This is a genomic window from Streptomyces sp. JH34, assembly GCF_029428875.1.
In the GTDB taxonomy this organism is placed as follows: domain Bacteria; phylum Actinomycetota; class Actinomycetes; order Streptomycetales; family Streptomycetaceae; genus Streptomyces.
Window position 1 is genome coordinate 1,902,906 of record NZ_JAJSOO010000001.1, and the last position, 14,724, is coordinate 1,917,629.

Here is a 14,724-nt window from a genome sequence, read left to right on the forward strand (position 1 = left end):
CCTCACGAACCCTGCGGCTGGCGGGCGGCACCGGTGGACAGGCGGGGGCCCGTCGGCAGGAAGGCGGACCAGGCGGCGGGTACGGGCGCGGGGTCGACGTCCTTGTATCCGAGCCGGTTCTGCGCCTGCTGTGCCTCCTTCTGACGCTGCTCCTTCTCCTCCCGCGTACCGGATTCGCCGATTCCGGAGTCGTCCTGCACGCTGTCGCCGTTGGACTGCATGGCATAACGCAGGCCGGTGTCGGTCACCAGGAAGAGTGGGCCGGACTCCGGGCTGGAACCCTTGAACTGCCGGAAGAGCTGACCGGATCCGGGGGTGACGTAGGCGCTGCTGGAACCGGTGGGCAGCGTGGCGGGGAAGCCGGTGCCCGCCCAGGTGCTGAGCGTGCTGGCGCCGTCCTTGTCCGCGACACCGCGCAGGACGTTGCACACGGTGTTACGGCTTCCGCTCGACGTGTCCGCGGAGTTGACGGGCGTGGGCTCAGCCGCAGGCCAGTCGAACTCCTGCCCGAATGCCTTGCCGGGCTCGAACGCTCCGGCGCTCACGTCCTTCGCCTTGCCGTCCTGATCGAGGTTCACGAGGGCGCGGCTGTTCAGCAGGAGCTTGGCGACGAAGTCGGAGACCGGGGCGACCCTGCCCGGCAGGACCACGTACTGCTGGGTCCTGGTGCCGGAGGTCGCAGCGAGGACCATGCCCACCTTGTTGTCCTCGGGCTGCAGCGCTCCCGCGACACCGGCGTCGGCACCGGGAGTTCCCTCGATGGAGGGGAAGGTGACCTCGTCCCCCATGTGCAGTGTGGCGAGCCAGTCCGCGGACACCCGCTGGGCGGTGCGGCCCGCGTCGACCAGGGTGCGCAGCAGGAGTTCGTCGTTCTTGACCGGGTACGCCTTCCCGGTGGCGTCCACGATGTAGCGGGTCCGGCCGGGCCCCGGGCCCTCGACGTACATCACGTCGCCGCCCCCCAGCTTGGCCGTTCCCTCGGTCTTGCCCTGCTCACGCTCGGCGAAGACGAACGCCGCCTTCTGTATGGCCCGTCCGCCCTCGCCGGGCCGCTCGCAGACCGCCCAGCGCTTCGCGGAACCGGCTTCCTTCTTGTCTGGCAGCCGGTCCGGGGCGTAAGGAATGCCCAGGGTCGCACCGTGCGGGATCTTCCCGTTGTCGAGGACGGATTCGTCGACGTTGATGACCGTGCCCTTGTCCGGGAGGAGGAGGAGCTTGGCACTGGACATGTTGAGCACGGGGTGGAGCTGGATCTTGTCGCCCGTCTTCAACACCACGTAACGGGTGGTGGATTTGCTGGCGATGATGACGTTCTCGTAGGGGGTGTCCCATTTCTGGGGCGCGACGGGCTTGAACATTCCCCAGGCGCCGAACACGGCGAGGACGACCACACCGACGATCGCTCCGGGGACCACCGCGCGGAGAGGGCGGGGCGCGCCCTCCTCCGATCCCGACGGGTGGGGCTGCAGGAACTGTGCGACCAACCTCCGCTTCGCGAAGGTGTAGGCATTGAGTTCGTCCCGCCGTGATGCCATGTGCGCGCTGCCCCTTCTCCCCAGTGGGCGACCAGGTTCCCACACCCTCCGCGGGCCGCTGCCCCCGACCGGGACCCCTACTATGCCTGTTGGCACTTGGCTCTCACCGCTCAGGTAGGGTGATCGCCCGATCAACGCGCGTGCAAAAAACGGTGAATACGGACACGAGGGGGCAACGCGGCGATGGGTGCAGCGACGGGGGAGCGCACGAGGCGGTCCGCCCACCGAACGCCCGGCCCTTCCCGGCGGCAACGCAGCAACGGTCCGGAAGGCACAGCTCCCCGCCCGTCGGCGGACGCCCCCGCGGCGACCACTCTCCACTCGATCTCCAGGACCGGCCGTGTCGGCCCCGCACTGCGGCAGTTGGTACTCGTCGAAGCGGCCCTGGCCGTCGCCTCGGTGGGCGCGGCGCTCGGCGGCGCGTGGATGATCCCCGCCGGTGTGATCGCCTGTCTGCTGATTCTTCTCGCCCTGGTGCGCCGTCGGGGCCGGGCCGTGCAGGACTGGCTGTCGACCGTGTCCTCCCTCCGTCACCGCAGGCGGACCGCCGAGGTGCCGTCCGCCGAGACGGAACCCCAGCTGGCGCCCGTGACGGAGAACGTTCCGGGGTTCGCTCCTTACATCTATGTGGACGGCGCCCGCCGCACGGTCGGCATGGTCGGGGACGGCACGTTCCTGACCGCGGTCGTACGGGTCGAGGCGAGCGGTGAGTCGCTGCGCCAGGCCATGGGCGCCCGGTCGCTCCCGCTGTCGCTCCTGGGCGACGCGCTCGCGGTGGACGACATCGTGCTGGAGTCCGCGCAGCTCGTGCAGCAGGTACGGCCCGCCCCTGCGCCGCACCTGCCGGAGCGGTCGGTGGCCCGGCTCTCGTACGGCCCTCTCCAGGACCGGACCGGGGCGCCCGCACTGCGGATGACCTGGGTGGCGGTCAAGCTGAACCCGGAGTTGTGCCGGGAGGCCGTGGAGGCACGCGGCGGCGGCATGGGCGGAGCCCAGCGCTGTCTGGTCCGGGTCGCGGACCATGTGGCGAGCCGCATCACCGGCGCGGGATTCCGGGCCGCGGTGCTGGACCAGGACGAGCTGAACTCCGCCGTGGCGACGTCCGCGTGTGCCAACGCCATCCTGTCGGCGCGCGCCGGACGCCCGGACGCCGCGCCGCAGAGGCGGACGAGCGAGACGACGCGGGTCTGGCGCTGCGACGACCGGTGGCACACCACCTACGCGGTGGACCGCTGGCCCGAACTGGGTCGTGGCGCCACTCCGCTCCCCCGGCTCGTCGCGCTGCTGACCTCGGTCCCCGCCTACGCGACGACGTTCAGCCTGACCGTGCGCCGCGGTACGCACCAGGGGCATGTGTCGGTGCGCGGCCATGTGCGGATCACCGGCGGCTCGGACACCGAACTGGTGGGAGTACGCCGGACGCTGGAACAGGCGGCACGGCACGCCGAGGTCGGTCTCGTACGGCTGGACCGCGAACAGCTGCCGGGCGCCCTGGCCACGCTCCCGCTCGGAGGCGCGCAGTGACGAAGCACATCGCACCGAGGCGGGGACTGCTCGGCCCCCGCCATGCCGGCCACACCCTGGCCGCCGACCACCTGGGAGCGCTGTCGCTTCCGGTGGGCGACGACGGCGTGATCATCGGCGATGACGCCGAGGGGCGCCCTCAGATGATCGGCTTCCACCGCCCGGCCCCGTACGACGTCCTGCTGATCGGTGGCCTGTGGACCGCCCAGGTACTGGCGTTGCGCGCCGCCGGCACCGGTGCACGGGTCGCGGTGGAGACGGGCCGCACCCAGGTGTGGACCACGCTGGCGCAGGCGGCGGGCGCCGGCCTGGAGTGCATCTCGCTCCACGACGTGGGCCGGGTCCCGCCGACCGGGGCGACCGTCGGCAGCCCGGTGGTGGTGGTACGCGACTGCGGCATGCGTCCGCCCCGCGGCCGGGTCGTGTCCTCTCCGTGGCAGTCGGTGTTGACGCTGCTGCCGTACCTGAGCCCGGTGGCTCCGCGTTTGATGCGGTCGGCGACGCTCGTGGGCATCCAGCGGGTCTCGCCCGCCGAGGCGGAGCAGATCGGCCGGATCCTGGGACTGGCACGGGCCGAGAGCGAGGCCCTGCCCACCCTGGCGGACGGTGTCACGCTCTGGGTGGCGGGACGCGACCGCCACTGGGTGATGACGAGTGCGACGGATGTGGAGACCGGACTGCTCGGCACCGCCCGCAGGATGGACTGAAGTCTCGTTTGCTCCCCGGGCCCGCCGCATTTCAGGATCATGGCGAGGGAACGGATCGGTTCGACCGAAGGGACGTGCGCATGGGCACCCAGCAGGAAAAGGACGAGCTCTACGCTCTCGACATCTCGGATGTGGAGTGGCTGAGCGCACCCGGGACCGAGGACGTCGAGGAGCGGGTCGAGATCGCCCACCTCCCCGGCGGTGCGGTCGCCATGCGCTCGTCGCTGGATCCGGAGACGGTCCTGAGGTACACGGAGGCGGAGTGGCGCGCCTTCGTACTGGGCGCGCGGGACGGTGAGTTCGACCTCACGTAGGCGACCGCGCGCGACGAAGGAGGGCGGCTGTCACCGACTGCCGCCCTCTCGCCGTGTCCGGCCACATGTGGGACGACTTGCCCGGCGACGTGTCCACCGGGTGTCCTGCCGCCCGCCGGAAAGTGACAAACAGTCTGATTCCTCATGTTCCGCCACAGCCGCTTCACCCGGGGACCGGACGTGACCCGAGGGACGGTCGCCCCTGAGCGATACGGCCTGCCGTAGTGCGCCCCATGGCGATTAGGGTGGGTGGGGGCGCGGCAGAGGAACCTGCGGACAGGCACTGCGCGTCGCAAGGGGGAGAGCCGGGCGGACCGGACGACGGGAACGGTCGCCCCCACCCACCACGGCACAAGGGTGCTCGACCACACCAGGAGGCAAAGTGAACGGCGATCGGGACGAGATCAGCGGGGGATGGAACACGCCCGTCGACGAGTCGTCCGACGCGGATCCCGCCGAGATGACGGGTGAGTTCACCATCGACTACACCCCTCCCGCCTGGTACACGCAGAACGCGCCGGGCGACTCGTCGGGAGGGGCGGGGTCGCACCTGGCACCGCCTCCGCCGCCGCAGGGGCCTCCGCTGTCCGTACCCGGCCCCTCCTCCGGCGGGTTCGAGCCCGCCTGGCGGCCGGCTCCGGCGGCATCGTCCGAAGCGGCGTCGGCGGCTTCGGCCGAACCACCGTCGCCTTCTTTCCAGCCCACTCCCCCGGTGCCGGCACCGGCACCTCCCGTGGCCGGCTCCGCGGAACCGGACTCCGGGAGCGGCACGTCCGGCGCGTTCGGTGGCGGCGACGTGGAGAGCGGCGCCACCATGCGGTTCTCACCGGCCGCCCTGAAGCAGGAGATCGCCGAGCGCGAGGCGGTCAAGGCTGACACCGACGCCGGAGCCACTGCTTCCGGCCCCGCCGACGGCTCCGGGGACTCCGCGGAGCCCACGCCCGCGGTCGCCCCGACTCCGCCCCCGGCCGACGCCGAGGGAGAAGCTGCTGAGCCGAGCGGCCCGGTGGGCGAGGAGGGCGCCGGGGACGGTGACGGGATCGCCGCCCCCGAGGAGGGCGCCGCGGGTGACGCGGCAGCGGAGTCCGGAGCGGCGGCCGACGAGAAGGCCGGTGCTCCGGGGACGAGGACGCCGGACACCGAGACTCCGGGGACGGATGACGCGCGGGCCGACGAGCCCGTGAACTCCGTGGTGGACGCGGCCCCGCAGGACACGCCGCCGTCGGCCGGCACACCGTCGCCCACCGACGCGCCCCAGGGCTCCGCCCCGTCGAACGCACCGGCCCCGTGGTCGCCGGCGCCGCCCGCACAAGGCGCTCTCCCGCCGCTGCCGCCCGCGTTCCAGCCGGCCGCGCCGCAGCCGGGCGCGCCGCAGTCCGCACCGCAGTGGCCCGCCCAGCAACCCGCTCCGACAGCCGAGGCGCAGGGAGGCTACGGATTCCCGCAGCCTCCCGCTCCCCCGGCGCCCGCCCAGCCGGCACCGCCCGTACCCCAGCAGGCTCACCCCAACCCGCCCGCACCGCAGAGTGGTTACGGCTTCCCGCAGGCACCGCAGCATGGCGGATACGGGTTCCCGCAGGCACCCCAGCAAGGCGGATACGGGTTCCCGCAGGCACCCCGGCAACAGACACCCCAGCCGTCGGCGCCCCAGCAGCAGGCGCCGCAGTCGCCCGCCCAGGGCGCGCCCCAACTGCCCCCGTCCGCACAGCCTCAGGGCGGCTACGGATTCCCGGCTCCGCAGCCCGGCCCGCCGCCGCACCTCCCCGCGCAGGGGGCCCCGCTCCCTCAGCAGTCGGCCCACGGCACGCCGAACCTGCCTGCACAGCAGCAGCCCGAGGCCTTCCAGCCTCCGCCGCCCGGTCCCCAGGCCCCGCCCGTCGACCCGCGCAGCGGGGGCGCCTGGCCCACGCCGGTCACCCATGACCAGCGCGAGCGTTCAGTGCCGGGGGCCCCGCTGGGTTACACGGCCGCCGTGGAGCTGTCCTCGGACCGGCTGGTCCGGGGGAAGCAGAAGGCCAAGAGCAGCCGCACCCCTTCCGCCGCCTCCCGTTTCAAGCTGGGCGGGAAGAAGGAGGAGGTCGAGCGGCAGCGCAAGCTGGACCTGATCCGCACGCCGGTGCTGTCCTGCTACCGGATCGCGGTCATCAGCCTCAAGGGCGGCGTCGGCAAGACCACGACGACCACCGCACTGGGCTCCACCCTGGCGACCGAGCGGCAGGACAAGATCCTCGCCATCGACGCCAACCCGGACGCCGGCACGCTCGGCCGGCGGGTGCGTCGCGAGACCGGGGCCACCATCCGGGACCTGGTCCAGGCGATCCCGTACCTCAACTCGTACATGGACATCCGGCGCTTCACCTCCCAGGCCCCCTCCGGCCTGGAGATCCTCGCCAACGACGTCGACCCGGCGGTCTCCACGACCTTCAACGACGAGGACTACCGCCGGGCGATCGACGTCCTGGGCAAGCAGTACCCGATCATCCTCACGGACTCGGGCACCGGCCTGCTCTACAGCGCGATGCGCGGTGTGCTGGACCTCGCCGACCAGCTGATCATCATCTCCACGCCGTCCGTCGACGGCGCGTCCAGTGCGTCCACCACGCTGGACTGGCTGTCCGCGCACGGCTACGCGGAACTCGTGCAGCGTTCCCTGACGGTCATCTCCGGTGTCCGCGAGACCGGCAAGATGATCAAGGTCGACGACATCGTGCAGCACTTCGAGACCCGCTGCCGCGGTGTGGTGGTCGTGCCGTTCGACGAGCACCTGTCCGCGGGCGCGGAGGTCGACCTCGACATGATGCGCCCGAAGACCCGCGAGGCCTACTTCAACCTCTCCGCGCTCGTCGCGGAGGACTTCCAGCGGGCCCAGCAGCAGCAGGGGCTGTGGACGTCGGACGGCAGCAACCCGCCGCCGCAGTTCGCCCCGCCGATGCCGGGACATCAGACGCCCGGTCAGCAGGTGCCCGGACAGCAGCCGTACGCGCCGCAGCCTCAGCCCGGTCAGCCGTATCCGGGTCAGCAGTACCCCGGACAGCCGTACCCCGCGCAGCCGCAGCAGCCGTATCCACCCCAGCAGCCGTACGGCGGGCAGCAGCCGTACGGGGGACAGCAGCCACCGCCCCAGCAGGCCGCCGCGCCGCAGCAGCCGTACCCGCCGTACCCCGGTCAGGGTGCGCAGAACAACAGCTGGCAGCAGGCACCGTCCGCCCCCGCGCCCCCCGGCGGGACGCCGGCCGGACCGCCCCAGCCGCCCGCGCAACCCGATGGCCAGGCACATCAGTCCGGGCAGCCCGAACCGCAAGGCCCCGTTCCGCCGGCGGGCTGGCAGCAGTACCCTCCGCAGCCGCCGCCGGCGCCTCAGCAGTAAGGCAGTAGAGGTCTAAACCAATGAGGGCCCGCACCGTTCACACGGTGCGGGCCCTCATCGCATTCCCGCAGACCACACGCGGTTTGGCGGACCGTTGACGCGACTCGACCGCCGCTGATAAACCTTCGCTTCACCAACTGGCGAACCAGAGATCTGCCCGCCTTCACCGTGCGAGTCATGACGCGAGGTCCACGTCCATGGTCACAAGATTCCCTCCACGTCCCTCCCGCCCACGCGGCCGTCTGCGTATCCTTCTCGCCTCCGGAGCCGCCGCCCTGGCGCTGGCAGCCGGATCGGTCGTACCCGGAAACCCGCTCGGCCCCGCCCCGCAGGAGGCGCAGGCAGCCGACGGGAAGTCGACCCTCACGGTCGCGGTCGCGCAGAGCGTCGACTCCCTGAGCCCGTTCCTCGCACAGCGGCTGCTCTCCACGAGCATCCATCGTCTGATGTACGACTACCTCACCAACTACGACGCCAAGGACAACCACACGATCCCCGGGCTCGCCACGAAGTGGGAGACCTCGCCGGACAAGCTGACGTGGACGTACACCATCCGGTCGGACTCGAAGTGGTCCGACGGCGAGAAGGCCACCGCCGAGGACGCGGCGTGGACCTTCAACACGATGATGACCGACGAGGGTGCGGCGACCTCGAACGGCAGCTTCGTCGGCAACTTCAAGAAGGTGACCGCCACCGGCCCGGACAAGCTGGTCATAGAGCTGAAGCAGCCTCAGGCCACGATGACGGCGCTGGACGTCCCCATCGTCCCCAAGCACGTCTGGGAGAAGGTCGGCGACTTCTCGAAGTTCAACAACGACACGAAGTTCCCGATCGTCGGCAACGGGCCCTTCATCCTGACGGACTACAAGGTCGACAGCTACGTCAAGCTGAAGGCCAACAAGGACTTCTGGCGGGGCGCACCCAAGTTCGACGAGCTGGTCTTCCGTTACTACAAGGACCAGGACGCGGCCGTCGCCGCCCTCCGAAAGGGTGAAGTCTCCTTCGTCGCGGGGAGCCCGAGTCTGACCCCCGCCCAGGCCGCGTCGCTGAAGACCACCGCGGACATCAAGGTGAACGACGCCCCCGGCAGGCGCTTCTACGCACTGGCCACCAACCCGGGCGCGCAGACCAAGGACGGCAAGAAGTTCGGCGACGGGCACGCGGCGCTCCAGGACCAGAAGGTCCGTCAGGCTCTGTTCATGTCCGTGGACCGTACGACCATCATCGACAAGGTCTTCCAGGGCTACGCCATAGAGGGCGAGGGCTACATCCCGCCGCGCTACGGCTCGTACTTCTGGAAGCCGTCGGCCGGGCAGAAGCTCGCCTACGACCCGGCGAAGGCCGCCGCCCTCCTCGACGAGGCGGGCTACAAGAAGAACGGGGCGGGCAAGCGGACCGGCAAGGACGGCAAGCCGCTCGACTTCCGCATCCTGTGCCACGCCACCGACCCGAACGACAAGGCCATCGGGAAGTACCTCCAGGAGTGGTGGGGAGACCTGGGCATCGGGCTGAAGGTCGACTGCCTCGACAACGTCTCCGACCCCTGGTACGCCGGTGAGTACGACCTCGCCTTCGACGGCTGGTCCGTCAACCCGGACCCCGACTTCGTCATGTCGATCCACACCTGCGCCGCTCTCCCGGCCAAGGCGAAGGAGTCCGCGGCGACGGACAACTTCATCTGCGACAAGCAGTACGACGAGCTCTACGCGAAGCAGCTGGCGGAGTACGACCCCGCCAAACGGGCCGACCTCGTGAAGCAGATGGAGTCGCGGCTGTACGACCTGGGGTACATGAATGTCATGGCGTACCCGAATGCCGTCGAGGCCTACCGAACCGACCAGATCAAGTCCATCACGACCATGCCCTCGGACGCGGGCAACATCTACGGTCAGGACGGTTACTGGAGCTGGTGGTCGGCGGTCCCGGCAGCCGGTGCGTCGGGCGGCTCGTCCGACGGCGGCGGCAACTCCACGGGAGTCCTCATCGGTGTCGGTGTCGCCGTAGTCGTCCTCGCCGGTGGCGGACTGCTGTTCGCCATGCGTCGTCGTTCCACCGCGGAAGACCGTGAATAGTCCATGAGCACAGAAAGCACTCCCGCGCTCGTGAAGGGCGCGGCGGGCGTGGACGCTGTGTCGACCGACGGCCCGGCTCCGGCCGGGCCGTCGGCCCGCAGCCCGCGTTCCCGCAGCACGACCGCTTATCTCCGCTACGCGGCGGGCAAGCTGGCCGGCGCGGCCGTCTCGCTGTTCGCCGTGCTCGTCACCAGCTTCTTCCTGTTCCGCCTGATCCCCGGTGACCCGGTCAAGCAGATGACCGGCGGCCGCCAGGTCTCGACCGAACAGATCGCCGCGATGCGCGCGGAGTTCGGCCTGGACCTGCCGCTGTGGCAGCAGTTCACCGAATACTGCGGCAAGGCCCTGACCGGGGACTTCGGTACGTCGTACCAGTTCCGTGCGCCCGTCATGGACAAGATCACCGAGGCGCTGCCCGCGACGCTGCTGCTGACCGGCACGGCGTTCGTGATCTACACGGCGATCGGCATCTGGCTGGGCGCCAGGTCCGCCTGGCGCAACGGCTCGGCGGGCGACCGCTTCCACACGGCCTTCGCCCTGACGCTGTACTCGGTGCCCTCCTTCTGGCTCGGCCTGCTCCTGATCGTCACGCTCTCGGTGGGCATCGGGCCCGTCCCCGGCATGTTCCCGACCGGGGGCATGGAGTCCGGCGACGAGAGCGGCTTCGCCTACGTCCTCGACGTGGCCCACCACCTGGTGCTGCCGGTCGTCACCCTCGTCGCGGTCGAGTACGCGCGCACCCTGCTGGTGATGCGTTCCTCCCTGCTCGACGAGATGGGCAGCGACTACCTGACGACGGCACGCGCGAAGGGCCTCCGGGACGACCTGGTGCGCCGCCGGCACGCCGTCCCGAACGCGATGCTGCCGACGGTGACCCTGCTCTTCGTCAACCTGGGCAACACGGTGGCGGGCGCCATCCTGGTGGAGACGGTGTTCTCCTGGCCGGGCCTCGGCGGTCTGTTCTACCAGGCGCTGAGCGTGCCCGACCTGCCACTGGTGCAGGCGCTGTTCTTCATTTTCGCCGCCGCGGTGATCCTGATGAACACGCTCGCCGATGTGATCTATCCGCTGCTCGATCCCCGGGTGGGCCGATGACGACCACGACCGACGCCGCGCGGGCCGTCAGCCCGCGCGCACTGACCTGGACCCGCCGTCGCCAGGCGGCGGCCCGCTTCTGGCAGCAGTACCGCGGCCATCGGGCCGGCCTGGCCGGCCTCGCCGTACTCGCGGTGATCGCCCTGACCGCGCTGGCCGCCCCGCTGCTGGTCGGCGCGGACTCGCAGAGCGTCACCGCCGCGCCCGGCGGCCCGCTGGAGTCGCCGAGCGCCGAGTTCCCGCTCGGCACCGACCAGTTCGGCCGCAGCCTGCTCGCCCTGCTGGTGTGGGGGACGAGGGTGTCGCTGACGGTCGGTCTGCTGGCCGCGTTCCTCTCGGTGGCCATCGGGACCCTGGTGGGCATCACGGCCGGCCACTTCAAGGGCTGGTACGGCAACGTCGTCATGCGGATCACCGACTGGTTCCTGGTGATGCCGACGCTGGTGCTCGCCATCGCCCTGGCCACCGTGCTCTCGCGTTCGCTCTGGACGACGATCCTCGCCATCGGGGTGACGACCTGGCCGACGACCGCGCGGCTCGTGCGCGCGCAGACGCTGTCCGTGGAGTCCCGACCGTACATCGAACGCTCCAAGGCGCTCGGGGGCGGACACGGCCACATCATGTCCCGCCACGTCCTGCCCAATGTGATGCCGCTGGTGCTCGCACAGACCACGCTGGTGATCTCCACCGCCATCCTCACCGAGGCGACCCTCGCCTTCCTCGGGCTGGGCGATCCCACGATCGTCTCCTGGGGCGGGCTGCTCCAGGACGCCCGTGAGGCCGGAGCGGTCAGCTCCGGCAACTGGTGGTACCTCGCTCCGCCCGGACTCGCCATCGCGGTCGTCGCCCTCGCGTTCACGCTCTGCGGCCGCACCATCGAGTCCGTGCTCAACCCCAAGCTGGGGGTGTCCCGTTGACCGCCGTGAAGACCGAGAGCGTCACCGAGCCGGAGACCGGGCAGCCGTTGCTCGACGTGCGGAACCTGCACGTCACCTACGGCTCCGGGGCGTCGGCCGTCCCCGCGGTCCGTGGTGTCGACCTACGGGTGGAGGCGGGCCGGAAGCTCGGCATCGCCGGGGAGTCCGGCTGCGGGAAGTCGACGCTGGCGCTGGCCCTGCTGCGCCTCCTGCCCGCGTCCGCGACCCTGACCGGCCAGATCCTGCTGGACGGCGAGGACGTCCTGACCATGAAGTGGGGCCGGCTGCGCGCCGTGCGCTGGGCGGGGGCGTCGATCGTCTTCCAGGGGGCGATGCACTCACTGAACGCCGTGCACCGCATCGGCGACCAGATCGCCGAACCGATCCTGCTGCACAGCAGGGCGACCCCGGCCGCCGCACGGAGGCGCGCCGGTGAGCTGCTGGAGCAGGTGGGGCTGCCGGCCGCGCGCGCGGAGGCCTATCCGCACGAGCTGTCCGGCGGTCAGCGCCAGCGCGTGATGATCGCGATGGCGCTGGCCTGCGACCCACGGCTGATCATCGCCGACGAGCCCACGACCGCGCTCGACGTGATGATCCAGGCGCAGATCCTGCGGCTGATCGAACAGCTCGTCCGCGATCAGAACCTCGGGCTGATCATGATCAGCCACGACCTGGCGGTGCTCTCCGACACCTGCGACCGGCTGTCGGTGATGTACGCCGGCCGGGTCGTCGAGGAGGGCCCGGCCAAGCAGGTCTACGAGAACGCCAGGCACCCCTACGGCAGCGCCCTGTCGGCCGCCTTCCCCCGCATCGGGGACCCCGCGTCGCGGCACGCTCCGCGAGGTCTGCCCGGTGACCCGCCGGACCCCTCGGCGCTGCCCTCCGGCTGTACGTTCCACCCGCGCTGCACGGCGGCTCTGGACTCCTGCGCCACCGAGGACCAGGAACTGCGTCCGGCCGGCCCGTCCAGGCGTGTCGCCTGCGTGCTGGTGGAGCCGGAGGTCACGGCCACACCCGGTCCGCTCGACGGCACCGAGGAAGCAAGGAGCATTTCATGATCACCCCCCTGCTCAGCGCGCAGGCGCTGGAGGTCGCGTTCCCCGGCCGGCGAGGGGCCGCGACCGCGCGGGCCGTCGACGGGGTCGATCTCGACATCCGTCCCGGTGAGATCGTCGCCCTGGTCGGCGAGTCGGGCTGCGGGAAGACGACGCTGGCCCGGTCCCTGCTCGGCCTCGTGCCTCCCACGGCCGGCCGGGTCACCTTCGGCGGCGAGCCGCTCGACTACGCGGGCCGGGCGCTGAAGGCGTACCGCAAGCGGGTGCAGCTGGTGCTCCAGGACCCCAGTGGTTCCCTCAACCCCCGCCACACGGTGTACGACGCCGTGGCGGAGGGCCTGCGCATCCACGGCTGCGCGGGTGACGAGGGGGCGGCCGTGTCCGGGGCGCTGGCCCGCGCGGGACTGCGGCCTCCGGAGCGCTTCCTCCTGCGGTACCCGCACGAGCTGTCCGGAGGTCAGCGCCAGCGCGTCGTGATCGCGGGAGCCCTGGTCCTGGAGCCGGAGCTCATCGTCGCGGACGAGCCCGTGGCGTCGCTGGACGCCTCCGTCCGCGGCGAGATCCTGGCACTGCTGCTGAGGCTGCGTGACGAACTGGGGCTGTCGGCCCTGGTGGTGACGCACGACCTGGGTCTCGCGTGGAACATCGCCGACCGGGTGGCGGTGATGTACCTCGGCCGGATCGTGGAGACGGGTGACGTGGAGCAGATCCTGACGGCCCCCCGGCACCCGTACACCCAGGCCCTGCTGTCCGTGCTGCCGGAGGCGGACGGCGAGCCGGTGGTCCTGACGGGCGAGCCGCCGGACCCCTCGAAGGTCCCGTCCGGCTGCCGCTTCCACGCCCGCTGCCAGGTGCTCGCCTCGGGTGAGGCCGAGCGGGCGGGCGTCGCGGACGCGTGCCGCACGAAGGACCTGCCGGTACTGGAGGGGGGCGGCCGTACCCAGGTCGCCTGCCACTGGGCGGCGGCGGAGACGGCCGAGGCGGTCTAGAGCGGGGCGTGGTGGATCGCGCCGGACAGTTCGGCCAGGGGCCGGCCGGTGCCGCCCCAGCGGTGCTGGATGATCTCGGCGGCGATGGAGACGGCCGTCTCCTCCGGTGTCCGGGCTCCGAGGTCGAGGCCGACGGGTGAGGCGAGGCGGGCAAGTCCCGCCTCGTCCACCCCGGCCTCCCGCAGCCGGGCGAGCCGACCGGCGTGGGTGCGGCGGCTGCCCATCACCCCGATGTACGCGGCGGGGGTCCGCAGCGCCGCGGCGAGCAGGGGCACGTCGAACTTCGGGTCGTGGGTCAGCACGCAGACGACCGTGCGCGCGTCCACCGGGGTCGACTCCAGGTAGGTGTGCGGCCAGGCGCAGACGACCTCGTCGGCCGTGGGGAAGCGTTCCGGGGTGGCGAAGGCCGGACGGGCGTCGCACACCGTCACGCGGTAGCCGAGGAACGACCCGATCCGCGCCGTGGCCGCTGCGTGGTCGATGGCTCCGAAGACGAGCATGCGGGGCGCGGGGGCGTACGTCTGGACGAAGACGGTGACGTCCTGCATCCGGCGTTCCCCGTGCGCGCCGTACCGGATGCTGCCGGTGGCGCCCTGCGCGAGCAGTCCGCGTGCGTCGTCGGTGACGGCGGCGTCGAGCCCCTCGTCGCCGAGCGAGCCGTCGACCCGGCCGTCCAGGACCATCAGCCGGGCGCCCCTCCGCGCGGCTCCGGACACCACGGTGGCGAGCGCGACGGGCACCCCGGCGGAGACGGTGTCGACGAGCTCCCGCAGTCCGTGCCGGTCCGCCGGCGCGACGCAGGGCCGCACCAGGACGTCGATCGTGCCGCCGCAGGTCAGCCCGGCGCCGAAGGCCTCGTCGTCGCTGATGCCGTAGGTCCGCAGCTCCGTGAGGCCCGTGGTGAGCGTCTCGGTGGCGACCTCGTAGACATCGCTCTCCACGCACCCCCCGGAGACGCTGCCCGCCACCGCACCGGTGGAGGTCACCGCCATCGCGGCACCCGGGGCACGGGGCGCGCTGCCCCGCACCGCGACGACGGTGGCGAGGGCGAAGGGCGTACCGGCCGTCAGCCAGTCACGCAGTGGGGACAGCAGCTCACGCACGTGCGGACTCCTCCCGGGTGGACGGCTCCTGCCCACGAGGATGCCC

11 protein-coding genes are annotated in these 14,724 nt (G+C 71.7%); 9 read left to right on the forward strand and 2 right to left on the reverse strand.

Annotated elements, in window-relative coordinates; genetic code table 11:
• Positions 1-2: 2 nt before the first annotated feature.
• A complete protein-coding gene (eccB, locus tag LWJ43_RS08165) occupies positions 3-1,535 on the reverse strand; it encodes a type VII secretion protein EccB (protein WP_277331629.1) in 1,533 nt (510 codons plus the stop codon).
• A 183-nt stretch (positions 1,536-1,718) separates the two neighbouring features.
• On the opposite strand from eccB, the gene eccE reads away from it, so the two are divergent.
• From eccE to LWJ43_RS08210, 9 genes are all read left to right on the forward strand, one after another.
• Positions 1,719-3,059: a type VII secretion protein EccE gene (gene eccE, locus LWJ43_RS08170; protein ID WP_277331630.1), complete on the forward strand. Its 1,341-nt coding sequence runs from the start codon at positions 1,719-1,721 to the stop codon at positions 3,057-3,059.
• Positions 3,056-3,766, forward strand: coding sequence for a hypothetical protein (locus LWJ43_RS08175; protein WP_277331631.1), 711 nt, complete (start codon positions 3,056-3,058; stop codon positions 3,764-3,766). Before eccE ends, LWJ43_RS08175 begins: the two co-directional genes overlap by 4 nt.
• 80 nt (positions 3,767-3,846) lie before the next feature.
• Complete coding sequence (locus tag LWJ43_RS08180) at positions 3,847-4,080, forward strand: DUF397 domain-containing protein (RefSeq protein WP_277331632.1); 234 nt, start codon at positions 3,847-3,849, stop codon at positions 4,078-4,080.
• 382 nt (positions 4,081-4,462) lie between these two features.
• Positions 4,463-7,447, forward strand: a complete 2,985-nt coding sequence (locus tag LWJ43_RS08185; RefSeq protein ID WP_277331633.1) for an SCO5717 family growth-regulating ATPase — start codon at positions 4,463-4,465, stop codon at positions 7,445-7,447.
• 197 nt (positions 7,448-7,644) lie between these two features.
• Complete coding sequence (locus LWJ43_RS08190; RefSeq protein ID WP_277331634.1) at positions 7,645-9,519, forward strand: ABC transporter substrate-binding protein; 1,875 nt, start codon at positions 7,645-7,647, stop codon at positions 9,517-9,519.
• Between the two features lie 3 nt (positions 9,520-9,522).
• Positions 9,523-10,614: an ABC transporter permease gene (locus LWJ43_RS08195; protein WP_277331635.1), complete on the forward strand. Its 1,092-nt coding sequence runs from the start codon at positions 9,523-9,525 to the stop codon at positions 10,612-10,614.
• Positions 10,611-11,531, forward strand: coding sequence for an ABC transporter permease (locus LWJ43_RS08200; protein ID WP_277331636.1), 921 nt, complete (start codon positions 10,611-10,613; stop codon positions 11,529-11,531). Before LWJ43_RS08195 ends, LWJ43_RS08200 begins: the two co-directional genes overlap by 4 nt.
• A complete protein-coding gene (locus LWJ43_RS08205; RefSeq protein WP_277331637.1) occupies positions 11,528-12,589 on the forward strand; it encodes an ABC transporter ATP-binding protein in 1,062 nt (353 codons plus the stop codon). The genes LWJ43_RS08200 and LWJ43_RS08205 overlap by 4 nt, the downstream gene beginning before the upstream one ends.
• Positions 12,586-13,575, forward strand: a complete 990-nt coding sequence (locus LWJ43_RS08210; protein ID WP_277331638.1) for an oligopeptide/dipeptide ABC transporter ATP-binding protein — start codon at positions 12,586-12,588, stop codon at positions 13,573-13,575. The genes LWJ43_RS08205 and LWJ43_RS08210 overlap by 4 nt, the downstream gene beginning before the upstream one ends.
• Here LWJ43_RS08210 and LWJ43_RS08215 read toward each other — a convergent pair.
• The gene (locus tag LWJ43_RS08215) at positions 13,572-14,678 is read right to left on the reverse strand and encodes an XdhC family protein (RefSeq protein ID WP_277331639.1); all 1,107 of its coding nucleotides are present in this window, start codon (positions 14,676-14,678) and stop codon (positions 13,572-13,574) included. The two genes, LWJ43_RS08210 and LWJ43_RS08215, sit on opposite strands and share 4 nt — an antisense overlap.
• Positions 14,679-14,724: the final 46 nt, after the last annotated feature.

Coding starts and splice junctions, on each gene's coding strand:
- eccB (WP_277331629.1), bottom strand. CDS start 1,535: ATGGCATCACGGCGGGACGAACTCAATGCCTACACCTTCGCGAAGCGG.
- eccE (WP_277331630.1), top strand. CDS start 1,719: ATGGGTGCAGCGACGGGGGAGCGCACGAGGCGGTCCGCCCACCGAACG.
- LWJ43_RS08180 (WP_277331632.1), top strand. CDS start 3,847: ATGGGCACCCAGCAGGAAAAGGACGAGCTCTACGCTCTCGACATCTCG.
- LWJ43_RS08190 (WP_277331634.1), top strand. CDS start 7,645: ATGGTCACAAGATTCCCTCCACGTCCCTCCCGCCCACGCGGCCGTCTG.
- LWJ43_RS08195 (WP_277331635.1), top strand. CDS start 9,523: ATGAGCACAGAAAGCACTCCCGCGCTCGTGAAGGGCGCGGCGGGCGTG.
- LWJ43_RS08200 (WP_277331636.1), top strand. CDS start 10,611: ATGACGACCACGACCGACGCCGCGCGGGCCGTCAGCCCGCGCGCACTG.
- LWJ43_RS08210 (WP_277331638.1), top strand. CDS start 12,586: ATGATCACCCCCCTGCTCAGCGCGCAGGCGCTGGAGGTCGCGTTCCCC.